General features: G+C 41.9%; 24 protein-coding genes and 1 tRNA gene. 15 read left to right on the forward strand and 10 right to left on the reverse strand.

Annotation, left to right across the window (positions count from 1 at the left end; genetic code table 11):
- Window positions 1-20: 20 nt before the first annotated feature.
- A complete protein-coding gene (locus AX660_RS15495; RefSeq protein ID WP_068378530.1) occupies window positions 21-1,964 on the reverse strand; it encodes an alpha-amylase family protein in 1,944 nt (647 codons plus the stop codon).
- 393 nt (window positions 1,965-2,357) lie between these two features.
- Here AX660_RS15495 and AX660_RS15500 point away from each other — a divergent pair, with 393 nt between their 5' ends.
- The 6 genes from AX660_RS15500 to AX660_RS15525 all read left to right on the forward strand — a co-directional run bounded on the left by AX660_RS15500 (window position 2,358) and on the right by AX660_RS15525 (window position 10,648).
- Window positions 2,358-3,581 carry an MFS transporter gene (locus AX660_RS15500; protein WP_082768951.1) on the forward strand — a complete coding sequence of 408 codons (1,224 nt, stop codon included), beginning with the start codon at window positions 2,358-2,360 and terminating at the stop codon, window positions 3,579-3,581.
- Window positions 3,578-4,465, forward strand: a complete 888-nt coding sequence (locus AX660_RS15505) for an ROK family protein (protein WP_068378534.1) — start codon at window positions 3,578-3,580, stop codon at window positions 4,463-4,465. The genes AX660_RS15500 and AX660_RS15505 overlap by 4 nt, the downstream gene beginning before the upstream one ends.
- 242 nt (window positions 4,466-4,707) lie before the next feature.
- Complete coding sequence (locus tag AX660_RS15510) at window positions 4,708-7,617, forward strand: TonB-dependent receptor (RefSeq protein ID WP_068378536.1); 2,910 nt, start codon at window positions 4,708-4,710, stop codon at window positions 7,615-7,617.
- Window positions 7,618-7,938: 321 nt separating this feature from the next.
- Entirely contained in the window at window positions 7,939-8,376 is a 438-nt protein-coding gene (locus AX660_RS15515) for a DUF3010 family protein (RefSeq protein WP_068378686.1), read from the forward strand.
- A gap of 116 nt (window positions 8,377-8,492) precedes the next feature.
- On the forward strand, window positions 8,493-8,711 hold the full coding sequence (locus tag AX660_RS15520; RefSeq protein WP_068378538.1) for a YgaP family membrane protein: 219 nt from the start codon (window positions 8,493-8,495) through the stop codon (window positions 8,709-8,711).
- A gap of 14 nt (window positions 8,712-8,725) precedes the next feature.
- Window positions 8,726-10,648, forward strand: a complete 1,923-nt coding sequence (locus AX660_RS15525; protein ID WP_068378540.1) for a putative bifunctional diguanylate cyclase/phosphodiesterase — start codon at window positions 8,726-8,728, stop codon at window positions 10,646-10,648.
- An 81-nt stretch (window positions 10,649-10,729) separates the two neighbouring features.
- On the opposite strand, the gene gpsA is transcribed toward AX660_RS15525, so the two are convergent.
- Genes gpsA through AX660_RS15545 form a run of 4 tightly spaced genes read right to left on the reverse strand, consistent with a single transcriptional unit; the run spans window position 10,730 to window position 12,975 of the window.
- A complete protein-coding gene (gpsA, locus tag AX660_RS15530; RefSeq protein WP_068378542.1) occupies window positions 10,730-11,728 on the reverse strand; it encodes an NAD(P)H-dependent glycerol-3-phosphate dehydrogenase in 999 nt (332 codons plus the stop codon).
- Between the two features lie 14 nt (window positions 11,729-11,742).
- The gene (gene secB, locus AX660_RS15535) at window positions 11,743-12,252 is read right to left on the reverse strand and encodes a protein-export chaperone SecB (protein WP_068378544.1); all 510 of its coding nucleotides are present in this window, start codon (window positions 12,250-12,252) and stop codon (window positions 11,743-11,745) included.
- 27 nt (window positions 12,253-12,279) lie between these two features.
- Window positions 12,280-12,537: a glutaredoxin 3 gene (grxC, locus tag AX660_RS15540; RefSeq protein WP_068378546.1), complete on the reverse strand. Its 258-nt coding sequence runs from the start codon at window positions 12,535-12,537 to the stop codon at window positions 12,280-12,282.
- A 12-nt stretch (window positions 12,538-12,549) separates the two neighbouring features.
- A complete protein-coding gene (locus AX660_RS15545) occupies window positions 12,550-12,975 on the reverse strand; it encodes a rhodanese-like domain-containing protein (RefSeq protein WP_068378548.1) in 426 nt (141 codons plus the stop codon).
- Window positions 12,976-13,181: 206 nt separating this feature from the next.
- Here AX660_RS15545 and gpmI point away from each other — a divergent pair, with 206 nt between their 5' ends.
- The 5 genes from gpmI to AX660_RS15570 all read left to right on the forward strand — a co-directional run bounded on the left by gpmI (window position 13,182) and on the right by AX660_RS15570 (window position 18,238).
- Window positions 13,182-14,717: a 2,3-bisphosphoglycerate-independent phosphoglycerate mutase gene (gene gpmI / locus AX660_RS15550; protein ID WP_068378550.1), complete on the forward strand. Its 1,536-nt coding sequence runs from the start codon at window positions 13,182-13,184 to the stop codon at window positions 14,715-14,717.
- Between the two features lie 94 nt (window positions 14,718-14,811).
- Window positions 14,812-15,879, forward strand: coding sequence for a murein hydrolase activator EnvC family protein (locus AX660_RS15555; RefSeq protein WP_407669394.1), 1,068 nt, complete (start codon window positions 14,812-14,814; stop codon window positions 15,877-15,879).
- A gap of 113 nt (window positions 15,880-15,992) precedes the next feature.
- Window positions 15,993-16,766 (forward strand): divergent polysaccharide deacetylase family protein, encoded by a 774-nt coding sequence (locus AX660_RS15560; protein WP_068378553.1) that lies wholly within the window; start codon window positions 15,993-15,995, stop codon window positions 16,764-16,766.
- 14 nt (window positions 16,767-16,780) lie between these two features.
- Window positions 16,781-17,716, forward strand: a complete 936-nt coding sequence (locus tag AX660_RS15565) for a DUF808 domain-containing protein (protein WP_068378555.1) — start codon at window positions 16,781-16,783, stop codon at window positions 17,714-17,716.
- 78 nt (window positions 17,717-17,794) lie between these two features.
- Window positions 17,795-18,238 carry a MerC domain-containing protein gene (locus tag AX660_RS15570; protein WP_068378557.1) on the forward strand — a complete coding sequence of 148 codons (444 nt, stop codon included), beginning with the start codon at window positions 17,795-17,797 and terminating at the stop codon, window positions 18,236-18,238.
- Here AX660_RS15570 and AX660_RS15575 read toward each other — a convergent pair.
- The 4 genes from AX660_RS15575 to rsgA all read right to left on the reverse strand — a co-directional run bounded on the left by AX660_RS15575 (window position 18,213) and on the right by rsgA (window position 21,817).
- Window positions 18,213-18,920: a glycerophosphodiester phosphodiesterase gene (locus AX660_RS15575; protein WP_068378559.1), complete on the reverse strand. Its 708-nt coding sequence runs from the start codon at window positions 18,918-18,920 to the stop codon at window positions 18,213-18,215. The genes AX660_RS15570 and AX660_RS15575 overlap by 26 nt on opposite strands.
- Entirely contained in the window at window positions 18,921-19,793 is an 873-nt protein-coding gene (locus tag AX660_RS15580; RefSeq protein ID WP_068378561.1) for a DMT family transporter, read from the reverse strand.
- 3 nt (window positions 19,794-19,796) lie between these two features.
- Entirely contained in the window at window positions 19,797-20,657 is an 861-nt protein-coding gene (asd, locus tag AX660_RS15585) for an archaetidylserine decarboxylase (protein ID WP_068378564.1), read from the reverse strand.
- Between the two features lie 125 nt (window positions 20,658-20,782).
- Window positions 20,783-21,817 carry a small ribosomal subunit biogenesis GTPase RsgA gene (rsgA, locus tag AX660_RS15590; RefSeq protein WP_068378566.1) on the reverse strand — a complete coding sequence of 345 codons (1,035 nt, stop codon included), beginning with the start codon at window positions 21,815-21,817 and terminating at the stop codon, window positions 20,783-20,785.
- A 112-nt stretch (window positions 21,818-21,929) separates the two neighbouring features.
- On the opposite strand from rsgA, the gene orn reads away from it, so the two are divergent.
- The 3 genes from orn to AX660_RS15605 all read left to right on the forward strand — a co-directional run bounded on the left by orn (window position 21,930) and on the right by AX660_RS15605 (window position 23,675).
- Window positions 21,930-22,475 (forward strand): oligoribonuclease, encoded by a 546-nt coding sequence (gene orn / locus AX660_RS15595; protein ID WP_068378568.1) that lies wholly within the window; start codon window positions 21,930-21,932, stop codon window positions 22,473-22,475.
- A gap of 434 nt (window positions 22,476-22,909) precedes the next feature.
- Window positions 22,910-22,984, forward strand: a tRNA-Gly gene (locus tag AX660_RS15600).
- Between the two features lie 199 nt (window positions 22,985-23,183).
- Complete coding sequence (locus AX660_RS15605; RefSeq protein WP_068378570.1) at window positions 23,184-23,675, forward strand: DUF4442 domain-containing protein; 492 nt, start codon at window positions 23,184-23,186, stop codon at window positions 23,673-23,675.
- 21 nt (window positions 23,676-23,696) lie between these two features.
- Here the strand turns inward: AX660_RS15605 and AX660_RS15610 are convergent, their stop codons facing one another.
- The gene (locus AX660_RS15610) at window positions 23,697-24,314 is read right to left on the reverse strand and encodes a TetR/AcrR family transcriptional regulator (protein WP_235594757.1); all 618 of its coding nucleotides are present in this window, start codon (window positions 24,312-24,314) and stop codon (window positions 23,697-23,699) included.
- 305 nt (window positions 24,315-24,619) lie between these two features.
- Between AX660_RS15610 and AX660_RS15615 the strand changes: the two genes are divergently transcribed.
- Entirely contained in the window at window positions 24,620-25,858 is a 1,239-nt protein-coding gene (locus AX660_RS15615) for an efflux RND transporter periplasmic adaptor subunit (protein WP_068378572.1), read from the forward strand.
- The last annotated feature ends 11 nt before the right edge of the window (window positions 25,859-25,869 follow it).

Raw genomic sequence — 25,869 nt, forward strand, 5'->3', positions numbered from 1 at the left:
TTATAAAAGATTAACCTAGATTAAGCTGTTTGTAGTTCGTTTTTCACTAGCCACATCACCTCATAAGGTTGCAATTCAATATGCGAGTTGTTGGTTATCAGCGTTTGCTCATTGATAATATTTTTGCTTGATTGACTGCCTAGGGAGCGCAATATTTGACTACTCAATTGTTGCGGACTTTCGCTAAAATTACATAATACTAATAGCTGCTCACCTGCATTATTTTGTCTATTAAAAGCAAAAACATGCGAACTGTCAGCGTCAATAATTGTCGTTGCACTTTGGCCGAATATGGCATGTTCTTGGCGCAAGCTAATTAACTTTTTTAAGCCCTGCGAAATAGCAAATTGTGCAGACTGAGGATGACTGGCTTGTTGCAAGGCTTGATCTGATAATCCAATCCTATGCACCCAACGATCATCATGTTGCTTGCTGCTGTCCTGCTGGTAACTGTAATCATTTAACAATCCCAGCTCATCACCGGAATAAAGTAAAGGCACACCGCCAATGCTAAGAATGATGCTATGGATCATTAAAATACGTGCTATCGCATGTTGAATATGTTGTGGATTGTTGGCTTGAATCGCCTTCTCTAAACCAGCTAAAGATGCTAATGAACCACACACTCGGCAATCGCCATTACTGGGGTTTTCGGCAAAGGCCACACCGCTGGCAAAGGAACCTTCAAAACGACCAGTGTAAAATTGGTTTAAAAATTGACGATGATCACTACCATTAATACCAAGATTTTGTGCAACTTCATCATCAAATGTCCAACCAATATCATCGTGGCAGCGAACATAGTTAACCCAAGCGCAGTCAGGCGAGATAGTAAAGCTTTTACGCATGGATTGACTCAGTAACTGAGTATTACGGGTGGCTAAGCTCTCCCAAATTAAGGCCATTAATAAAGGGTTGTAGGATAATTGGCATTCATCTTTAGCAATATATTTGAGCACTTCATCGGGATGGACTATTGCTTCTGACTTAAATACCACTGCTGGCGCAGTGATTTGCAAACAGCTATTAAAAGCTTGAATAAGGGTATGGGCTTTGTCTTGGTTTTCACAATTAGTACCCATTTCTTTCCAAATGAAGGCCAGAGCGTCTAGACGTAAAGCCTCACAGCCTAGATTTGCCAGAAATAACATTTCTTCAGTAATGGCGTTAAATACCGCTGGGTTAGCGTAATTTAAATCCCATTGAAAACTGTTAAAGGTGGTCCACACCCATTTATTAGCTTTCTCATTCCAAGTGTAATTGCCACGTCTTACTTGGGGGAAAATTTCGCGCAAATGCTGTTCATACTGATCGGGTATAGTGCGATCATCAAACATATGGAAATATTCTTGGTATTCAAGCTCGCCAGCTTGCGCCGCTTTAGCCCAGCGGTGTTCATCAGAGGTATGATTAAACACAAAATCCAAGACTAAACTGATGCCGGCTTTTTCTAAGGCTTTTGCCAATTCTTTAAGATCGTCGACAGTGCCCAGTTGCTCGTTTACTTTACGATAGTCAGACACCGCATAACCACCATCACTATCCCCTTTGGGAGAATCGTAAAGAGGCATTAAATGCAAATAAGTCACGCCTAAGTCAAGAAGATAGGGAATTTTAGCTTTGAGTTGTTTTATATTTCCGGCAAATAAGTCCACGTAACAAGCCATGCCTAACATGTCTTCTGATTGATACCAATGAGGGTCAACTTGTCGTTGTTTGTCCTTGAGTTTTAGCGCTCTGGGGCGTTCATGATAAGCCTGAGCTAAGCTTGCTAATAATTGCTGTAGATAATAATAAAAGTCATAGCGATGACCATACAATGCAAATAAATTGGCAAACAACTTTGGAAATTCCTTGCGTAAGCGTATTTCAAATACGCTTCGCGCCGCTTGTGACATCTGCGGCCAAGACTCATCAGCAAGGAGGCGATCTAAACAACGTTGGCTTTCTAAAAGTATATTCATAATTAGGTCTATTAATGTATCTAATTCGTTTAAGTTTTTAAGTCTGTCCTAAATTAATAATATGTTTGGCAATAAATGTAAATAAATTTAACGTTTATTTTTGTTGGGGTTTGGTTTTTGTTGTTTTTTTGTTAATTTATATTTACAAGGCTTAAACGTTTAAGTATATTGTTTTTAACGGATCGAAATATGACTGTAACTATGTGGATTGTGTGGTACTGCATGGGTCAGCATTTTTGAATGATATTTAAACCCGATACAGCAACAAAGGTTTAGCTTACTTTATTAGCTTTAGTCCAATTTATAATGTTGTTATGCAACCTAAGGTGTTAATTGATGATTGCTGCAAAAGCCCCTAATAACAATACCCTGATACGCTGGCTTACCTATTTGATGTTTATGATGTTTGCCATGACCTCTGATTCAGTGGGTGAGATCATCAAAGAGGTGAAAAGAGAGTTTGATGTGACTAATACTGAAGCTAGTCTGATGCATTCATTATTTATGATCGGCATTGCATTTTCAGGTTTGTTTCTCGGTTTTTTAGCCGATAAATTTGGTCGAAAAAATACCATTATTTTGGGTTTGTCCTTGTTTGCCCTATCTTGTTATTTCTTTTTGGTAGGTGATAGCTTTTCGTTTATTTTAGGCTTGATTACTCTTTCTGGTATTGCGGTGGGTGTATTTAAAACCGCAGCACTGGCGCTTATTGGTGATATTTCCCATTCAACTAAAGAGCACACCGGCATAATGAATGGTGCCGAGGCCTTTTTTGGTTTTGGTGCGATCATTGGTCCTTTGCTTGTGGCATGGTTAGTTCGCGAAGGTGTGGATTGGAAATTACTGTATGTGATTGCGGGCGGGCTTTGTACTCTCTTGATCGTACTAGCGTGGAAAGCTGATTATCCTGCTCATTCATTAGGGGGCACACCTAAAGAACCGATCAATATGACCCGCAGTTTAAAGTTGCTCGGTAATCCTTATGCAATGGGTTTTTCTGTGGGGGCTTTTTTATATGTAGCCGCTGAAAGTGCTATTTATGTATGGATGCCAAGCTATCTCGTGTGTGATGCCAAAGATGTAGCTGCGACTTTTTCTTGTTATACATCAGGCCCAGATAAATGGCTGGCAATGTATGCTGTTTCGGTCTTTTTCTCACTACGCGCAGTGGGCCGTTTTGTAGGTATATGGATGATGCAGCGGCTAAACTGGTCCTTGGTGCTAGCCTTGTTTAGCTTGGCAATTATGCTGTGTTTTATTGCAGGATTAGTCGGCGGTAAGTCTGTTGCCTTATATACCTTTCCATTAACCGGCATTTTTATGTCAGTCATTTATCCCACCTTTAATTCAAAAGGCATCAGTTGTTTTCCCAAACACGAACATGGCACTGTGGCTGGGGTAATATTGTTTTTCACCGCGGCAGGCGCGGCGGCAGGCCCTTTTATTATGGGCGTGGTCAGTGATGCTTACGGTGGAGATGCAAAGTATGGCTTTATAGTCGCCACTGTCTTTACAGCTTTGCTATTTGTAGGGCTACTTTACAACTATTTATATAATCCAACCGAAAAACGATTAGCAGAAATTGAAACCTCTGAGTACGGACAAAATGCAGTATGACAAAACATAAGTATTACGCAGTCATTGAAGCGGGTGGCACCAAATTTAACTGTGCAATAGTTGATGTTGATCTCAACATCTATGCGCAAACACGAATTGATACCACTACACCAGATGAAACTATCGGCCATGTTATCGACTTTTTTAAACAACAAATGGCAGCAGGCTATGTTTTTGAACAGCTTGGTTTAGCTTGTTTTGGTCCTTTAGACTTAGCGCCAAAATCTAAGACTTACGGTTATATTACCGGTACGCCTAAGCTGTATTGGAGTAATACACCTATTGTGGCCATGTTAGAACAAAGCTTAGAGTGCCAGGTGTTTATAGATACAGATGTTAATGCGGCAGCCCTAGCGGAATATCGTTGGGGTGCAGCGCAAAAAACTACTGTTAGCATTTACATTACCGTAGGTACGGGGGTGGGAGGTGGCGTTGTTATTAATGGTTTACCAGTGCACGGATTAGTTCATCCTGAAATCGGCCATATGTTGATCCAACCTCCTGACGGCATTCAGGGTACTTGCCCATTTCATGGTAACTGTGTTGAGGGCTTGGCTTCTGGTGCGGCCATGGGCAGAATTTGGAAACAACCAGCAGAAACCTTAGCTGATGATCATATGGCTTGGGATATACAAGCTAAAATATTGGCGCGACTGTGCCAAAACTTGATACTGGGCTACAGCGCCGAAAAAATAGTAATGGGTGGTGGAGTGATGGCTAAACCAGGCTTGTTAAATAAGGTCATAGGCTACACTCAGCAATCTCTAGCTAATTATGTCATTTTCCCCGAGGGAATAGGTTTAAAAGACATCATCTGTTTGCCTGGGTTAGGAGGACATTCAGGTTTGATGGGGGGATTGGCATTAATCTTAGCCAAGGCCTAACTCTCAATATTAGATGCCTTTTGGGTTGATAAATTGCCCGCGTTATTATGTGAGTGTATTGTTATTTTTCATGTTTACTCGTTTAAGATTTTTTAATGAAAGAATAATAATGCGTACATAAACAGCATCTTAATCAATTAAGAAAATTTATCAAATTGCTTGATCTTTACATATTTGTAACGTACTTTTAACTGGTGCTAACAAATAGAAATAGTTTTCAGGACATGAAGCGAGGATACATAATGAAAAATTCACATAAATTTAAACCTGCAATGCTCAGTCTTGCCATCTCTACTGCCTTGTTGACCGGGGCAGTAGTCGCGCAAGAAACACCAGTAAGCGATGATAATTCAGTAGAAGTTATTGCGGTGTCGGGTATTCGTGGCTCACTCATTAGAGCGCAAGCGGTTAAACAAGATAATGCTTCTATAGTCGAAGCACTTTCAGCAGAAGATATTGGTAAGTTACCTGATTCGTCCATTGCTGAATCCTTATCAAGGTTACCAGGTTTGTCAGGTGAGCGAGTGGGTGGCCGTACTTCTGGTATTTCGGTACGTGGTTTTAAAGAAGATTTTACAGGCACCTCATTAAATGGCCGTGAATTAATCGGTATCGGTGATAACCGTGGTGTTGAATACGATTTGTATCCTTCTGAAATCATGACTGGCGCTACAATTTATAAAACCACTGATGCTTCTCTTATGGTGCAAGGCATCGGTGGTACAGTGGACTTACAAACCGTTCGTCCACTACAAGCACAAGAAACCCTAACCCTAAACGGCAATTATGAAATTAGCGGCAGTAATGCTGATAACCCAGAATTTGATAACAAAGGCCATCGTTTATCTTTGTCATTCGTTGAAAAGTTTGCCGACGATACTATTGGTTTGGCTGTTGCCTTGGCTACCTCAGAATCACCCAATAACCAACGTAAATATGGTGTATGGGGCTATAGCGAAAACGATGCAGGGCAAATAACCCCAAGTGGCTTAGATACTCAAGCAATCAGTACCGTATTAAAGCGTGATACCGTTTCAGCCGTATTACAGTTCAGACCAACTGACAATCTAGACATCATAGTGGATGCCTTAAACATCGATTATTCTGATTCTGGCGTTATACGTGGTTTTATCGAACCTTTTAATGCCACTAACGTAAGTGGCTCTGGTATCAATACGACTGGCACACAAGTCGGTGTTAACCCAGTTTTACGTACCGACCCTGCGCAAAAAGACGGCGATTTAAAAGTTTATGGCTTAAACCTTAACTACCATGTTAATGACAATTGGTCAGTTGAATTTGATCTGGCTAACAGCAAATCCACTAAACGTGATCTACGTGGCGAGTCTTATGCTGGTTTGGCGCGTAATGGTGCACTAACCAGCGATGAGTTTGGCACTCGTACTTTCGAAATGAGCGCGGATGGTGTGTATTTTACTAATTCTAGCGGGCTTGATGCCTTCTCAGATCCAGCGGCTCTGCAACTTGCAGGTCCGCAAGAATGGGGTGGTGGTTTAGCTAATTTGGCGTCGCAGTTTGAAACTGATGTACTAAAAGCCAATGGCGACCCCTACAGTTATTTTAACGCGCAAGATGGTTTCTTAAACTATGCGGATTTTAGTGAAAAATTAACCACAGTTAAATTTGAAGTTGTTGGTTTGTTAGAAGGCGATTTTTTCACCAAAGTAACAGCCGGTGTAAACCTTAGTGATCGTTATAAAGATAAAGAAAACAAAGGTTTTTTTGCTACCGCAGATGATTACCCATACTCAAGCGCTATCCCTACTGCCTATTTATATAAGGGCTTAGCTGATTTAACTTGGGCAGGTCTAGGTTATGTCGTGGCCTATGATGGTTTTGCGCCCTACAACGATGGTACTTATACCCTTAATGATGCGGGTTTATTAGAGCCAGACCGCTTAGGTGATACTTATAAAGTGGATGAAGAAGTCACCACGCTTTATGTGAAAGCCGATTTTGAAACTGAAGTTGCGGGTTTTCCAGTAATGGGTAACCTAGGTTTGCAATACGTCAAAACGGACCAAAGTTCCTCAGGTTACACTGGTGTCGTGGGTGCCAACTTTGCCGTATGTGATGCTGATAATAACCAACAGATTGATACAGATTGCGAAACCACACTAGGCACCACTTATAACCATGTCTTACCTAGTATCAACCTGAGTGTTGAAGTGGCAGATAACAAGTTTTTACGTGTGGCAGCCAACAAAACCATCAGTCGAGCGCGCATTGATCAAATGAAAGCCTCTGGTTTTGTGAAGTTTGACCAAAACATTGATTTAATTGCTATTCCTAATTCTCAAGCGGCAGTAACTGAATATGGTTCTCCGTGGTCTAAGTTTGCCGGTAATCCTTTACTTAAACCTTTAGAGTCCAATAACTTTGATGTGTCATTTGAAAATTACTTCGAAGAAGAAGGTTATATTTCTTTAGCGGTATTTTACAAAGACTTAGTTAATTGGACGCGGGATGGCAATCTGATGATTAACTTCCGTAACGATGAAACCAACAACGGCGCCGATTATTTTATCCCTGGTTTCCATGACAGAGAGGTAACAAACAGCGGTTTATACGGCCCTGCTAATGTGCAATACAACGCCGGTGATACCGTTACTCCGCCTGATTTTGGCACTTTCTCGTACTTTGAAGATGGTTTAACAGGCACAGTTAAAGGCGCTGAGTTAACCGCTAACATTCCGATGAATGTGCTATCTGATGCCCTAGATGGTTTTGGTATAGCTGCTTCTGCAACTATTCTCAGTGCTGAGCTGGAAGATGGTTCTCCTATCCCAGGTCAGTCAGACAAAACTTATTCATTGACGGCTTATTACGCCATGGGTGGTTTTGAGGTTCGTGTGGCGGGCACCGATCGTTCAAGTTACTCCACTTATCAACGTGGTGGCTCGAATAAAATTGAAACGGCTACGCGTAATGGTGTAACCCTAGTTGACGCGCAAATATCTTATGACTTTGAAGACTCAGATGTTGATTATCTAAATGGCCTTCGAGTGTCGCTGCAAGGTACTAATTTGACTGATGTTGACGAAGAGACCGTCGACGATAATGGCATAGTGACCTTACGTCGTCAGTTTGGCCCTTCTTACATGCTGAACTTTAACTACTCATTTTATTAAAATGTGTCCCGTTAGGACTCCTTAAGCCGCAAGGCTTTTGGGGTCCTTTTTTTAATCTTGATAAAATTAGGCCTTCTTAGTACATTTATCCTTCAGCAAAGTTTCGCTTAGTACTAGCTGAAATGAATAAACATACCCATCAAAAACATCACACTGGAGTTTAGATGAAGATATATGTTCACCTTACTTAGTAACAAAAAATGATGGCATTCAAACTTGAGAATTAACAAATAGATAGTTGTACCTAATTCTAGGCGAAGCTCTATACTTTTTGGTTTATAATGCGCCAAACTGTTGATGTTTAAAATAATTGAGCAAAATATGAAAGTGATTGGTGTAGAACTAAGTGCAAATGATGCAAATGTCTGTTTATTATCTTTGGATAATGAATTATTTCAAATTCCTGATTGTCGGGCGCGTAAAATCTCCTTGCCTAAAAATGCCACAAGTAAAGACTTACGCTACTTTCAAGCGACCTTCGCTAAGTTAGTACAAGATTATAAAATTGATAAAATCGTAGTCCGTGAACGCCCCATGAAAGGTAAGTTTGCTGGTGGAGCTGTGGGCTTTAAATTAGAAGCGGCTTTAGAGCTTATCCTAGAAGTCGACACCGTCATCATGGCGCCAACTGTCATTAAAGAAGCCATCAAACGTAACCCTGTACCGGTGCCTTTTGCAGAAACGGGTTTGAAAGGGTTTCAACAAATAGCCTTTGATGCCGCCTATGGTTATTTAATGAAAGATAAATACGAAATCTAAACCTAAACCTAAACCTAAACCACAATGTAGGTTTACTCCTAGCGATCCACGGACGTCCTTAGACTAAATTAGTATTGTAACGTAAACCGTTTAATATCTAGGAGTAATACCACTTTATGAGCTTAATAAATAAGAATTTGTGTCTTGCCGATCGTGTTATTAGAGGCATTTTGAGTGTCGCTTTAATCGTATTTGCCATTTTTTGGGCTGAACAAATAGGCGATGTATTGCTGCAAAGCCTAATATTGGTTTTTGCCGTTTTAAACTTAATTTCCTTTGCTATCGGTTGGTGCCCTGTCTACCGTTTAGCCAATATTAGTACTTTTAAGCGCTGAGTTAGCCATAGGAAATGTCAACCAATTTAGAACCTTCTCTTTCCGATAACAGTCTAAGACGCCGGTTAATTATAGGCTCTCTCAGCTTAGCCATTGCGGTATCCATTATTTTTATTGTAGTGGCGTACCGGTTAACCAGTGACTTAGCTGAGTCAATTGAAGTAAAAGCCTTTAATAAACAGTTTAATTGGTTTTTTAGGGAATTAGAGGCCTTAGACAGTGAGCAAAATAAACCCGAGGGTTTGTTTTCTAAGGTGCTAAAAAATCGTGTTTACCAAAATCTGGATGCCGACTTTGTGTCCTTCAAACTGTCCTCTAATAATCACTCACTACAAATTCGCGATACCCTCGATACAACTGAGATTGAAAATGTAATTCGTAATCTGGGATTTCCCTTGCAAGCGGATGGTGCAACAGAGATTGATAATCAACATGTTTTTTGGCAATTCCAGCGCAATTCAGCCAACACCTTTTCTTTACTTATTGTACGCAAAATAAGTAGTTTAGATGAAGCTCTCGATTATATTGCTAATCGTTTGTCAATCACTGCTTTTTTAACATTTTGGCTGGCTGTGTGGGCGGCTCTCGCCATGGCCGCCATTATTACTAAGCGCTTTGAAGCTAATAACCAAAAATTGGCTTATTTAGCTATGCATGACCCGCTAACCGGATTAAAAAACCGAACTTATTTAACCGAGTTTTTTACCACCCAAATTGAACAACAATCGGTTAAACCGCATCAATTAGCCACACCGCATGGCGCGTTGTTGATGATAGATTTAAATAATTTTAAAGATGTAATTGATGCCTTTGGTCATGCTACTGGCGATGAGTTACTCAATGAGCTAGCGTCACGTTTGAAAGTTACACTTGTCGAACACCACTTATTGGTTCGTTATCGTAGTGACGCTTTTGTTATATGGTTAAACACTGCTGATCCACAATTGATCATGCCAATAGTGTCGCAGATATTGAGTTGTTGTGGCCGTGAAGTGCAAATATCGAACAAACAATTTGAAGTGGGAGCCAGTATTGGTATTGCTTGTTACCCAAGCGATGGAACGGATCTTGACACATTACTTAAACACGCAGATATCGCTATGTTTCAAGCGAAGAAGTTTCGCATAGGAGCGGAATTTTACCAAAAACAGTTGCCAGAATTTAGTGAAAGACAGGTTTTGTTGCGCGGGCAATTGAGTCGCGCTGTTGAGTTAAAGCAATTTATTTTGGTATATCAACCCAAGGTGTCATTACCAGATGGTAAGTTAATCGGAGCTGAAGCTTTAGCTAGGTGGCAACACCCTGAGGAAGGATTGTTAAGCCCTGATTCGTTTATTGAATTGGTCGAGCAAGGTGGCATTATTCATAGTTTTAGTCGCTTAGTGATTAACGAAGCGGTGCGCCAAGTTAGTGTATGGCTAGCAACGGGTAAGACTATTCCTGTTTCAATCAATCTGTCTGTGTATAATTTAGCTGATATAGACTTAGTCCCCTTTATTAAGGAGCAGTTAGAGCAATTTAAAGTGCCAGCCCACTTGTTGGAAGTAGAGCTGACTGAAAGTGCCACTATGGTTGATATAACAGTGACCAAGAAAGCCTTTACAGACTTGCGCAACTTAGGAGTTAAACTTTCTATTGACGACTTCGGTACGGGTATGAGTTCCTTTGCCTATTTGCGTGAGCTGGATGTGGATTTTGTAAAGATAGACCGTTCCTTTGTAGCCTCGATGATGGATGACAAGCGCAATGAACTGGTGGTGCAGGGATTAATTTCTATGTGCCATAGTATGGGAAAAATAGTCATTGCTGAAGGCATTGAAACCGAACAACAAGCCCACAAATTACATGAATTGGGTTGTGGTATTGCACAAGGTTATTATTTTGCTAAACCTTGTTTTGCTGAGGATATGCAACAATATATGGAGCATAATAATTAGTCTAATTAGATTAATTTTGTAAACCCTGCAGTCAGATCACAATTTGAGTTTGAGCCTGCTTATCTTCAAGTAGACCTTGGTTTATTCAAAAGTCTGGTCGCGACCTAATAAACTTAAAGCAGCTTCTTTAGGGGATTTATTCTGATATAAGACTTGATAGATTTGTTCGCAAATTGGGAGTTCAACACCCACACGGGCTGACAGAATTTTTACTTCTTTGGTGTTTTGATAACCTTCTACTACTTGCCCAATTTCTTTTATAGCCTCGTCAATGCTTAAGCCCCTGCCCAAGGCCAATCCAAAACGTCGATTACGACTTTGATTATCGGTACAGGTTAAGACCAAATCACCCAATCCGGCCATACCCATAAATGTTTCGGGGCGCGCGCCAAGCTTTATACCTAAGCGAGTTAATTCAGCCAGACCACGGGTAATTAATGCAGTTCTGGCGTTGGAGCCAAAACCCAGTCCATCGGCTAGTCCTGCCCCGATGGCAATTACATTTTTTACCGCGCCACCTAATTGAATGCCGATAAAGTCATTGTTTTTATAGACTCTAAAAGATTTGGCACAATGTAGTTTATTGGCAAAATCTTCTGCTAATTGATCATCGGTTGAAGATAATGAAATGGCGGTGGGTAAACCGGCGACCATTTCTTTAGCAAAAGTTGGGCCTGAGATTGCTGCCAATGGGATGTCAGCACCTAAGATATCTAAGGCCACTTCTTGTAATAAACGGCCGGTTTCAGGCTCCAAACCTTTAGTCGCCCAGATGATGCGATGATTAGCGTGCAGCATGGGTTTAATTGCTGTTAATAAAGCGGAAAACCCGTGGCTGGGAGTCACAACTAATAAATCGTCACTTAGCTCAACGGCTTGTTTAAGTTCAGTGACTATTTGTAAAGCCTCAGGGAAACGTGCGTCGGGTAGATAACGTTTGTTACAGCGATCCGCCGCCATGTTTTGCATTTGTTGCGCATCACGGCCCCATAAATAGGTAGGGATACCATTACGGGAAAGACAAAAAGCAAGGGCAGTACCGTAAGAGCCTGCCCCTAACACTGAAACGGATTGTTTCACTAACTCAAACCTTATTAGGCGTCTAGTTTAGCGGGTTGGCCTTCTTGAGCCTGCTGAGCACGTTTCTGCAGATAAGCTGCAAATATCGCATCAAAGTTAACCGGGGCTAAGTTAAGCGCTGGGAAAGTACCACGGTTAACCAAGTTAGAAATGGTTTCACGGGCATATGGGAACAAAGTATTAGGACAAAATGCACCCATCATATGTGCTTTGTTTTGCTCTGGCATTTCACCTATAGTAAATACACCGGCTTGTTGTACTTCACACAAAAACGCGGTTTCTTCACCGACTTTAGCGGTAACAGTAACAGACAATACTACTTCATAAAGATCGTCTTCAATCTTGGTACTGCGTGTATCTAAATCCAGCTGTACTTCTGGTTTCCACTCTTTTTTAAAGATATCGGGTGAGTTAGGTGTCTCAAACGAAATGTCTTTAGTGTAAATGCGTTGAATGGCAAATTGTGGAGCAGTCGCTGCTGCTGGCTGCGCAGCAGCGTCGTTAATATTATTTTCGTCAGCCATGAGGTGATTCCTATTATTAGATTTGAGTTAAATGGCGAGTAAACTATCGAGTTTGTGTTGCGACTCTAAGGCAAACATGTCGTCACAACCGCCTATATGTTGATTATTGATAAAAATTTGCGGAACAGTGTAACCACCCTTTGCGCGCTGGATCATTGTTGCTCTTAATTCAGGCTGCACATCGATTTTAAATTCTTCGAAAGGCACCCCTTTTTCTGCCAACAATGCTTTGGCTCTATGGCAATAAGGGCAATGACCTTTAGTGTAGATTTCAACTTTATTCACGCTAGTACCTTATCATTTAGTGGTGGGTAAATTCGCACCTTGCCATGCATTCATACCGCCTTTTAGCACAGTTACCTTTTCAAAACCGGCTTTAAGCATCTGCGATGCGGTACGTTTTGCTGTCATCCCCATTGCGCACACCACAATAATGGGTGTGGCTTTTTGTTTTTCAAGGCTAGAGAAGTCACCTTTATTTAACAATTCTGGTTTTACTTGCTTCGCGCCCAGAATGTGGCCCTTTTTAAACTCGGCGACTGCACGTATGTCTAAAACCATTGCATCTTCTTTGTTGATCAAGAGAGTTGCTTCATGGGTGCTGATTTCTTTTAACTTAGAAAATGCACTGGCAAAAAATGAAAATATCAACGCAAGTAATAGCGCCACAAATATAGCCGCTAATACATAATGATTCGTTGCGAATTCAATCAGTTGATCCATAAATGCTTACCCTACTTATAATTGCCTAGAAAAAAAGAGTGCAAAGTATATAGATTTTGCACCCCAAAGCCAGCCCTGTAGGCAGTTGTATTCGCCACAGAGGAATAAGATATGGCTAAGCATTTGGTTTTTCGTAGGATTTGCTCGTGACGCAGCGCATACCACAGGATAATATTAGTTAAGATACAAATTTGGGAAGACACAACATGAGTCAACATAAAAAAACTACTGCACTTATTATTTTGGATGGCTGGGGATATCGCGAAGAGCTGGATAGTAATGCTATTGCTCATGCTAATACGCCGGTATTAGACGGTTTAAAAACCAAGTATGCCCATACCCTGATCTCAGGCTCGGGCATGGATGTGGGTTTACCTGATGGACAGATGGGTAACTCTGAAGTGGGCCATGTCAATTTAGGTGCAGGGCGGGTGGTATATCAAGACTTTACCCGTATCACCAAAGCCATTAGAGATGGCGACTTTTTTGCCAACCCTGTACTTGTTGAAAACATGGACAAAGCGATTAGCCAGGGCAAAGCCGTGCATGTGATGGGCTTGTTGTCGCCAGGCGGTGTGCACAGCCATGAAGAACATATTTTTGCTTTATTAAAAATGGCCGCCGAACGCGGAGCCACAAAACTGTATTTACATGCCTTTTTAGATGGCCGCGATACGCCACCACAAAGTGCCAAAGCTTCGTTACTTGCTGCAGATGAAGTATTTAAGACTTTAGGTGTGGGTAAAACCGCTACCTTAGTGGGGCGTTATTATGCCATGGACAGAGACGAGCGCTGGGATCGAGTAAAAGCAGCTTATGAAGTGATTGCCCAAGGACAAGGATTGCATCAAGTAAATAGTGCTGTAGAAGGTTTAGAAAACTCTTATGCCCGTAAACAAAACGATGAGTTTATGCAAGCTACGGTGATAGGTGATGCCGTGCCAATGCAAGATGGTGATGCTGTGTTTTTTATGAACTTCAGAGCCGACCGCGCTCGTGAAATTAGCCGTCCTTTTGTTGAAGACGATTTTGCTGCGTTTGCTAAAACCAAACATATCAAGCTCAGCGCTTTTGTGATGCTGACACAATATGCAGATAGCATTGATGCCCCCAGTGCTTATCCGCCAGTTCCCTTGGTTAATGTGATGGGGGATTGGCTGGCGCAACATCATCTTACCCAGTTACGTATTTCAGAGACTGAAAAATATGCTCATGTGACTTTTTTTTACAGCGGTGGCCGCGAAGAATTGTATCAAGGTGAAGAGCGTATTTTGATCCCCTCTCCTAAAGTCGCGACTTACGATTTACAACCAGAAATGAACTCAACCGAACTAACCGATAAATTAGTGGCTGCCATCGATTCGGGCAAATTTGATGTGATCGTATGTAACTATCCCAATGGTGACATGGTTGGTCATACCGGTAACTTTGATGCAGCAGTGAAAGCCTGTGAAGCCGTTGATGCTTGCATAGGTCGAGTGGTTGCCGCCATTGAGCGTAATAATGGTGACTGTTTGATTACTGCTGATCACGGTAACGCTGAAAAAATGCAAGATGCCGAAACCGGCCAAGCGCATACCGCCCATACCAGTGAATTAGTGCCGTTTATCCATGTTGGCAGCCGTCATACTGTTGCGCGCTCTGGTGGCACCTTAAGTGATGTGGCACCGACTATGTTGCACCTAATGGGTATGGCACAACCTCAAGAAATGACCGGCAAACCTATTGTTACCTTGGTTTAGTGACTTGCCGTTATTGATCACATTGCAGCAAAAAATAGCACCTCAATTGAGGTGCTTTCTGGCTTTGCTGTTTTGCTCATGTTGGCTGAACAATGTGAGTTGGGCGCAACAAGCACAAGATTTACAAAGCATTCAGCAACAAATTAAAGAAAAACAACAGCAGGTTGCTGAGCAAATAAAAAGCGCCAAAAAACTGCAACAAGAGCTTGAATATGCCGAAGTGAGTGTGGCTAAAACGGTTAAGGCTTTAAGCGTGACCGAAAATTCGTTGGCAGAAAACAAAACCCAACGTAAGCAGTTAGGTAAACAGCAACAAGATGTGCAGCAGAAAATTGCTCAGCAACAGGAAGGCTTGGCCAAGTTAATCAAAAGCGCTTACATGACAGGTAATTACGATTTTGCCAAAATGTTGCTCAACCAGCAGGATGCCGCCAACTTTGAACGTACTATTACCTATTACCAATATTTAAATAATGAAAGACGTCACAAAATTGATGAGTTTCGAGTGCTTATTTCAGAGTTGGAAGAGGTTAACGCTCAATTAGCCAGTAAACAGCAAGAATTGGCACAATTGCAGTCAGAGCAAAAAGAGCAGAAAGCTCAACTCGTTAAACAACAAGCCAGCAGAGAAACAACTCTAGCTAACATTCGCTCTGCGATTGAATCGGATGAAGCAAAGATTGAGATACTGCAGCAAAACGAAAAAAACCTACAAGATGCTTTAGCTAAAGCGCAACGTGATAGCGAAAAACAGAATCAGACGTTTTCTGGCTTGAGTCGGGTTAAAGGCAAATTGTTAATCCCTGCCGAAGGTGAATTGATGCGTATGTTCGGCCGTATCCGTCAGGGGCAAATTAAATGGAAGGGCATTGTCATTAAAGGCCAGATTGGCAGCCCAGTCATTGCCGTGTATCAAGGTAAGGTCTTGTATGCCGATTGGTTGCGTGGTTTTGGTTTAGTCACAGTCATTGATCATGGTGATGGTTTTATGAGTCTTTATGGACATAATCAAGCTTTATTAAAACAGGCTGGCGATATCGTTGAGGCCGGAGAAACCGTGGCTTTACTCGGGCAAAGTGGCGGTCAAACTAATCCTAATTTGTATTTTGAGATACGTCATAAGGGGCAACCGGTTAATCCTACAGCTTGGTTAAATTTATAAAGCCCATACCGAAAAGCCCTTAGTATTCTTAGCTAGTAAATTTACCTTAGGTCTTTATAATCAAACCTTGTTAGTGACTATCCTTTTCATTCAGGCAGATAATAAAAATAACAATGCAACATTTGCTGCTTATCATCTTGGTTTTGTGTTTATCGTTTAAGGCTCACGCTCAACTGGCTGAAATTGCCTTAATCATTGACGATATGGGCAATAAAGATGAGGATGCCCAAGCATTTGCATTACCGGCTGAAGTCACCTTTGCCATCTTGCCAAATAAAGTCCTGTCTAAACAATTTTCTGAAAGAGCCCGCGAACAAAGCAGAGAAGTGATCCTGCATATGCCAATGGAATCAATCGCCGGCATTAAAGAAGAGCACAACTCCTTAAACGCTAATATGACCACAGTACAAATGCGCTTACTGTTGCAACAAGCCTTAGATACCGTGCCCTATGCCAGCGGTGTTAATAATCATATGGGCAGCAAACTGACACAATTGGATCAGCCTATGGCAGTGATGATGGAGTTTTTATTGCAGCAGGGTTTGTATTTTGTTGATAGCCGCACTACCAGTTTAAGTAAAGCCGAGCGCATAGCACGTCAGACTGGGGTGATGGCGGTTAAACGCAATGTATTTTTAGATCATCAAGCCGATGTGGGCCACATCGAAATGCAATTTAATCGATTGGTCCGGCTCGCTAAAAAACACGGCAGAGCTGTGGCTATTGCGCATCCTTATCCGCAAACACTCGAGTTTCTGCATGATAATTTAGCCTTGTTAGAGGCTCAAGGGATTAGCTTAGTTAAGCTCGGCGACTTTATACGTAATGACGAAAAACATGTTAGCCAAGGTAACCAAAGTTTTGGTTCGGCTAACACGGCAAAATAAACAGGAGTATTGCTATGGCAGGCGCAAATTTACTGGCTCTAATCGATGATATCGCCACCATATTGGACGATGTGGCAGTGTTATCTAAAGTCGCGGCAAAAAAGACCGCAGGGGTACTAGGTGATGATCTTGCGTTAAACGCGGAGCAAGTCTCAGGAGTTAAGGCTGAGCGCGAGTTACCTGTGGTATGGGCGGTAGCTAAGGGCTCTTTGCTTAACAAAATAATATTGGTGCCATCTGCTTTACTCATTAGTGCCTTTGCGCCTTGGTTGGTAACCGTACTATTGGTTATCGGTGGTTTGTATTTATGTTTTGAGGGATTTGAAAAAGTCTTTCATCGTTTTTTGCATAGTAAGGACGAACGAGAAGCGCAACATAAACAAAAACTTGAAGCCATCGCTGATCCTAAAATCGATTTGGTAACATTAGAAAAAGATAAAATCAAAGGTGCCATCAGAACCGACTTTATTTTGTCGGCTGAAATTGTAGTGATAGTTCTAGGCACAGTGCAGGAAAGTCCGTTTACAACTCAGTTAACCGTTTTAACCTTATTAGCACTGGCAATTACTGTAGGTGTGTACGGCTTGGTAGCCGCCATTGTTAAGATAGATGACTTAGGTCTGTACTTTTTACGCCAGTCTATTAGTGGTAGTTTTAGTGCACTTAAACGTGGACTTGGGCGTGGTTTGTTGATCATCGCTCCCTTATTAATGAAAACCTTAGCTATCGTTGGCACTATCGCGATGTTTTTAGTCGGGGGTGGGATCTTGGTGCATAGCATTGGATTTTTGCACCACTTACTTGAGCCTCTTTATCATAGCGTGCAAGACATCAATATTGTTGCTGGTGTATTGCCGATCATCAGTGAAGGCCTGATAGGGCTTATCGCAGGAGGTTTGGTATTGTTAACAATGAAACTGCTAAGCCCATTGATTGCTAAGTTTACGTAGTTAAATTTAGCAAACAACTATTTGCATTTGTCGGGTAATGTTATATTATAACGTTTCTTTAAGGCAGGGCTACGACCGATGCAAACTACTAGGCAAACTTCTCCGCAAAATACGCGCGACAGATCATTTTTAGACAAACTCGGCATCTGGGCTTCAAGCTTATGTGCTGTACATTGTTTGTCTTTGCCTATTTTGATCCCCTTGATTCCTTTGGTCAGTGCGAGCTTTTTTGCACAAAATTGGTTTGAAAAAACCATTTTGTCCATGTCGATGATCATCGGCTTTTGGGCTTTGTTATCAGGTTTTTATCGTTATCACCGTCAGCTTTATCCTTTATACAGTCTAGCTTTAGGTGGTTTGATTTATTGGAACAAAGGCATGTTTGGTGACAGTTATGAGCCTTTTACCATTGCGGTCGGTGCTATGTTGATTGTCTTTGCCCATATAGCCAATATTAAAATGTGTAGAACGTGTCGCAGCTGTGAAACGAGCTGTGCTAACACCCAGAGCGAATTGAGTTAATAAACATTTTAGCTTTAGCTGGTGAGTTACAGAATACTCCGTCTACTCCCCAGTGATATAACATTTCAAGATCTTCCGCTTCATCCACTGTATAAACCATTACCTGTAAACCTCTTTGATGGGCATCATCAACAAAGGCTTGATCTAAAAAGGTGATATCCGCGTTAACTGAATAAGCTCCAAGCGTTGCTGCAAACAAAGCATAATCAATGGGTTTGCTGGCAGTAAGTGCACCGATTTTTAGTGTGGGCGAGAGTTGTTTGATTTGAGCTAATAAATGATGATCAAAAGACGAAACGATAAATTGCTCTTGTTTAAAACCTAACTCAGCTTGGGCTTTGTTAATTAGCGTGATAACTAGCGCAACATCCTTCAAACCTTTAACTTCAATATTGAGCATGCATTGCCCAGCAATGAGCTGCATCACCTCCCACAAAGTAGGTACTTTTTCACCTTGCCCAGCATCCAATGTGCGCAATTGATTCATACTGTAGTGGGGTAATTGACCTGTGCCATTAGTGGTGCGGTGTACCCAGCGATCATGGATAACCACCAGTTCTTGTTCGACTTGATGTACATCTATCTCAATACCATCGACCTGCTGAGTTAGTGCAAGTTTAATGGCTCCTAGGGTATTTTCGGGAGCGTCGGCGCTGGCACCACGATGGGCAAAGATGAGCATTTATTTTTCTTTATTATGTAGTTTTTGGGCATTGATAGTTTCGTATATTGCGGCAGAAATAACCAGTAAGCCACCACATAAAGTTTGCCACGTGGGCTCTTCGTCTAACAGCAAAATAGCCAGTATTACCCCGTAAAGTGGCTGCATGCAGGCAACCAATGAAAAGGTTTTAGCGCGTAGATGTTTTAAACTAGTGGCTATCAAAGTATGGGGTAGAGCAGTTAAAAAGGTGCCTAGTACCGCTAACCAAATATAAGTTTGCTGACTGGCTTGGCTGATTGCGGGGCTGACAAAAAAACTCAGACACAACACGATGATCAGGGTTTGATAGGCCATCGACAAAGAGCCCGAGTAGTGAGAAAAGTACTTACGCATGATGAGATTTCGAAATGCATACAACAGCGCTGAAGCAATGCCAATCATGATACCTAGGGTCACGTCGTTGTCTAAACTGACCTCAGGCACAATGAGATAGATGCCAAACAACACCACAAGTGCACTAAGTAAGTCTTGCCAGACCAGCCTTATTCCTTCAAAAAAGGGCTCAAGCAATACTGTAATCACCGGAAAGGTAAACAAGGCAATCATTCCTACTGATACCGATGAATATTGCATGGCGGCAAAGTAACTCACCCAGTGTGCAGCCATTAACAAACCTAGGGTGAGTGCAACTATATAGTCTTTAACACTGCCTAGACGAATTTTACCGCCACTGATTTTAACGATAAAAAACAACATTAAACAAGCCACGATAGCGCGGCCAAAAGTGATGTCAGTGGCAGATAAGGGAATGATTTTAGAGAAAAGTGCGGTAGCTCCCAGCAGCACTACGGTTATATGTAGTGACCACAAACTTTTCTTTACGGGATCCACGATTTATTTCGTTATCGTGGCAAAAATCTCACCAAGGCGGGTTGGATCGCCTTCGTTTAGGTCGGCAAATTCCAGTTTATCGGCTTCAAAACAAGCGACAATGGTTGAACCGAGTTTAAATAAACCCATTTCTTCACCTTTTTTCAAGTGTACTGCATGTTCGCCTTCTGTTGGATATTGCCAGTGTTGCACGTTTTTACCCGCAGGCGGAGAGACAGTACCTGCCCACTTAGTTTCGATGCTGGCAACAATAGTTGCACCTACTAATACCATGGCAAACTTACCAATTTCAGTATCAAAAATCGCTACCACTCTTTCGTTACGGGCGAATAAGCCGGGTACACGCTGGGCCGTTAAAGGACTAACTGAAAACAACTCACCTGGTACATACAACATATCTGTTAAGGTGCCATCAAGTGGCATATGAATACGGTGATAGTCTTTGGGCGATAAGTAGATCGTGGCAAATTTACCATCCTTAAACGGCAAGGCAACTTCAGGTTTGCCACCCAGCAAAGTGGTTAAACTGTAATCGTGCCCTTTAGCCTGAAAAATGCTGTCATGTTTGATATCACCAAGCTGGCTGACTGCGCCATCAACGGGTAAAGCCAACTGGTTGTCGCCGTCACAGATAGGACGCATGCCCGGTTTTAACTCACGGGTGAAAAATGCATTAAATGAGCTGTAGTCTTCAGGATCCGAGTGCAGAGCCTCGGCCATATTGACTTGGTATTGTTTAATAAAAAGTTTGATTAAACCGGTAGTTAAGGCACCTGCTTGAGCAGCGGCTAAACATCCCACTAAACGGGATAATAGATGTTTAGGCAAAATATATTGCAGGGCAATTTTTAACGAATCGAACAAAGTAACACCTTAAAATGATATAGAGGGATCCACTTGGGATTGTAACCTAATCGACGCTATTGTCGCAGTCCTCCTAAGTCAATTAGGCTATATGCTAGTATTGAAATAGTGTATCTGGTTGACCTCTAAACTTTGATATGTGAGGGGCGCAATTCGTCCATATTGCTAAGAATTTTATGATAATTTTCAAAGCGCTGTGCACTGATTTCACCATTTTCGACGGCTTGCCTGATGATGCAACCAGGATCTGTAGCGTGTTTACAGTCACGAAATTTACAGCCACCGAGGTAATCACGAAACTCTTTAAAACCATAGGTTAAACGTTCGACAGGCAAATGCCATAAGGCAAACTCTCTGACCCCAGGTGAGTCAATCAACGTACCACCTTGTTCAAAATGTAATAACTTGGCGGTCGTGGTGGTGTGTTGACCTAAACCTGAGTTATCGGAAATATCGCCTATGGCTTCGTCAGCCTCGGGTAACAATGCGTTGATCAGACTGGATTTACCTACCCCGGATTGACCTACAAATACGCTGGTTTTATCTTTCAAGCAGACTGAAAGCTCGTCCATGCCACATAAGGTCTTGCAACTGGTGTAAACGATCTGATAGCCAATTTTTCGGTAGATATCTAACTGTTCTTCTACCAGCTTACGTTCTTGTTCATTGAGTAATTCGACTTTGTTAAGCAAGATCACCGGCGTGATCTCTACGTCTTCAGAAGCCACTAAATAGCGGTCGATTATGTTCAATGACAAGCTCGGGATCACTGAGCTAACAATAATGATTTGATCAATATTGGCGGCAACGGGTTTTAGCCCATCATAATAATCGGGGCGGGTGAGTACACTTTTACGATCTTTGACGACTTCGATAACGCCAGCCACAGTTGAAACAGCATCTTTGCCGGGGCGGAATAATACGTCATCGCCACATACCACGCTGTCGATGGTGCGGCGGATATGACAGCGATGGATTACACCATGTAAGTCTTCTACGTCGGCATGTTTGCCAAAACGGCCAATGACCTTGCCGGATTGTTGTTCGTCTAATTGCGCATCGTCTAAATCCACAGTGGATTTTTTATTGGCAATTCGACGACTACGGTTATCAGAAACCTGACGTTTTTGTTGATGTGTGAGTTTTGGTTTTTTTGCCACGATTTGACTTACTATATTTGGCGCAAATTCAGCTTACATGGTAACGTTTGAACCACTGTATGCATACTTAATAGTGCTTAACTTTTAATTTTAATCTGTTTTGGGAGCCTTTATGTCACTAGACAATGAAAATTTAGTGTGGGTAGACATGGAAATGACAGGGCTTGAGCCTAATACCGATGTGGTACTTGAAATAGCCACTATAGTGACTGATAAAAATTTAAATATCTTGGCAGAAGGCCCAGTGTTAGCAATTTACCAACCTGATTCAGTATTGGATAACATGGATCAATGGTGTATCGATACCCATGGCAAAACAGGTTTAACCGCTCGTTGTCGGCAAAGTAAAATAACGGAACAAATGGCTGTTGAACAGACCATTGCCTTTTTGCAGCCTTATGTGGATAAAGGTAAGTCACCCATGTGTGGCAATACTATCGGCCAAGACAGACGGTTTATGGTTAAGTATATGCCTGAGCTGGAAGCATATTTTCACTATCGTAATATCGATGTCAGCACAGTTAAAGAGCTGGTTAAAAGATGGAGTCCTGCCAGCTTGCAAGGTTTTGAGAAAAAAGGCATTCATTTGGCATTAGACGATATTCGTGAGTCGATTGCCGAGTTGGTGTTTTATCGCAAAAAAGTTTTCAACATTTAAGCTTGGGTGTTTGATGGCTAGCTCATCTGCTCAGACATACCTAAGCAGCTAAAAAATCAATAGTATATGGAATTGATTTTGCCGCTATGGAAAGCTACTTGATTAATACAGCTTATATGTCTGAATTTTGTATGTGGGATAACATACAACAAAGCCAAACCCTACAGCAGGTGTTATCTGTTTTACTGAACAATATGGCCGAAATGATCCAATGCTCAGGGTAGTAATACCTGGATCTTAAGCTGATGCACTGATTGATTGTTGTTAAAACATCCACTTAGCAGCTTAAATCAAAAGATTTTGCAAAAAATACTAAATAGCCCTTGCATCCAAAATAATTTTTTGTAAAATGCGCGTCCGTTTGAGGCAACCACAGTTTCAAACTAGTACAGGAAGTACGTTGTTAAAGCTCAAGTAATGGGCAGCATCAAAATGCGGGAATAGCTCAGTGGTAGAGCACAACCTTGCCAAGGTTGGGGTCGCGAGTTCGAATCTCGTTTCCCGCTCCAAATTTCACATCGTTTTACCTTTTTAGTTAAAATCCAAATAGATTGATTCAAATTTTCTGTATTGCTCTCGTTGTTGCAAGCGCTTTTCTAATGTTAGAGTTAACTATCAATAATAAAAATTCTTTTATCACTAAAATCTATTGGTAAGATGGCTGATCAGGGCGCAAACTTCTTTCTGGTCTAACCAGATAGGATAGTTATGAGTACCAATAACCCACTTCGTCATTTTGTCAATAAAGTGAATCAATATCCCCAGTGGTTGAGTCGTTTTTTAATCACACAGTTGTTTCGTCATAAAGTAAAACTCGCTGGCACTACAGGTATTGAGGTGTTGTTTACCGATGGTAAAACGGCAACGTATCGGCAAAAAAATAGACGTAAAGCCCAAAATCACATTGGCAGTGTACATGCTGCGGCGATGGCGTTATTGGCAGAGTCTTGTACGGGTTTTATTGTCGGGATCAATTTGCCGGGGGATAAATTGCCACTGATCAAAACCATGAATTTAAATTACGTAAAACGTGCTACTGGCGACATGACAGCGGTCGCCACCTTAACGGACGCACAGATTGAATTGATGCAAACCACTGACAAGGGTGAAGTGAATGTGCAAGTGACGGTGACAGATGCTACCGGCATAGAGCCACTCATATGTGAAATGATTTGGGCTTGGGTGCCTAAAAAACGTTAATTTATTTTGTGTAACCCTATTTTATTGCGGTTGAGGAAAGGCCATCAGCGCCATTTTTGCGATTTCGCGTAATTGCTGTTGGTCAGAACCATTGGTGACTTGGATCGTCATGCCCTGCAAAACTGTCCCTAAATAGCGGGCAAGCGCTTCTGGATCGGCTGAAGTTGGTAAGTCACCTGCTGCTTTCGCTTCAGCAAAACGTTCAGCAATTTTTGCTTCATGACCCACTCTTTTATTAATTAAGGCTTCTTTGACTGAGGCCGCTGCTTCACTGCACGACAACGCACCTTGCACAATCACACAACCATTAGGATGGCTTTTATCGGCCAGATCGTCAGCTACTCCATATAACATATATTCGGCAACGGCGTAGGCGGTCTTTTGCATGAGGGCATCGTGAAAAACCGAGTTAGGGCGATTTTCGTAGAGATCTACGGCTTTAATAAAAAGTTGTTCTTTATTGCCAAAAGCAGCATATAGACTGGGTTTATTGATGCCCATGGCATCGGTTAGATCAGCCAGCGAGGTGCCGTCATAGCCTTTACGCCAGAAAACTTCCAAGGCTTTTTCTAGGGCTTTTTCGCTATCAAAGGCGCGTGGTCTGCCAATACAACAAACTGATTTCTGTCCGATTTTCACTGTGTACCTCTACTGCTTTGTGCTGTTGCTTAACATGATTCTACTACGACATTCGTCGCCTGCGTTAGTTTCTATTAATACGCAGAATCTGAGTCAAACCCAAGTTTACCATTATAGATTGCTGTGACTAAGAAAAAGCTATATTCGCTCACAACCTTAGATATAACTTAATTTATTTACCAGTCGGTACATAAATGAATTGACACTTTGTTGATGCAATATGTATATTGTACCACATGGTACATTACTCGTTCCAATATTACTTTTTAAGCAAGTTTCAAATAGACACACTGGAGAAGGGCAACATGAGTATTAAAAATACATTAAGAGTTTTTGCATTGGGAAGTGTTGCGTCAGTGGTGTTGTTTGCCTGTGGTCAAGTGGATACCGCTCAACAACAAAACCAGAGCCTACCCCAAGTAACAGTGGCTCAAGTTGTTAATGAACGTATCACTGAATGGGATGAGTTTACTGGGCGTTTGCAAGCTCCACAAACCGTGGCTTTGGTGCCTAGAGTGTCTGGTTACATCGATTTTGTGGCATTTAAAGAGGGGAGCTTGGTAAAACAAGGCGACTTGTTATTTAAAATTGATGATAGGCCTTTTGTGGCTGAGGTAGCGCGTTTACAAGCCGAGCTACAAAATGCCACAACTGCCGCTGAATTGGCGAAAAATAATTATGTTCGTGGTCTGCAGTTAGCCAGCCAAAAAGCCATGTCGGCTGAGTTATTAGATAACCGCCGTGCAGCAGAGCAACAAAGCTTAGCCGTGGTGGCTTCGGTTAAAGCCGCGTTAACTCGTGCTGAATTGGATTTATCCTTTACGAAGATTACCGCGCCTATTGCTGGGCGAGTATCACTGGCACAAATTACGGCGGGTAACTATGTCACGGCCGGTCAAAGCCAGCTAACCAATATTGTATCTACTGACCTAATGTACGCCTATTTTGATGTCGATGAGCAAAGCTATCTAAAATACGCACAGTTAGCGAGCGCAGGAGAGCGCGCCGATACTCGTGACGAGCAGGCTAATCCAGTTTATATGGCACTCGCTAATGACCAGCAATATCGCCATGTCGGTAGTATTGATTTTGTTGATAACAGCGTTAATCAGCAAACCGGCACTATTCGTATCCGCGCCAGCTTTAGTAATAAAGATCACAGTTTAATTCCAGGCTTATTTGCCCATTTAAAACTGGTGAGTAGCGGCTCCTATCAAGGCATATTGATTGATGAAAAAGCCATAGGTACAGATTTAAACAATAAATTTGTATTGGTGCTCAATGAGCAAACTTTGGAATATCGCCCGATTACTCTGGGTGAAAAAATCGATGGTTTACGCATCATTACCCATGGTTTGTCTGCGACCGATCGCATCGTGGTTAACGGCCTACAACGTGTCCGCCCCAATATGCAAATTGAACCTAAGTTGGTTGATATGAGCAATGAAGCAACGCTAAACAATCTGCGTGCCGCCCAATTATTACTCGATCAAACTCAAAGTGAATTGACAGCCAAAACTGACAGTTCTGTCTCACGCAGTTAAGGAATATTTAG

The organism is Paraglaciecola hydrolytica (assembly GCF_001565895.1).
Lineage (GTDB): Bacteria > Pseudomonadota > Gammaproteobacteria > Enterobacterales > Alteromonadaceae > Paraglaciecola > Paraglaciecola hydrolytica.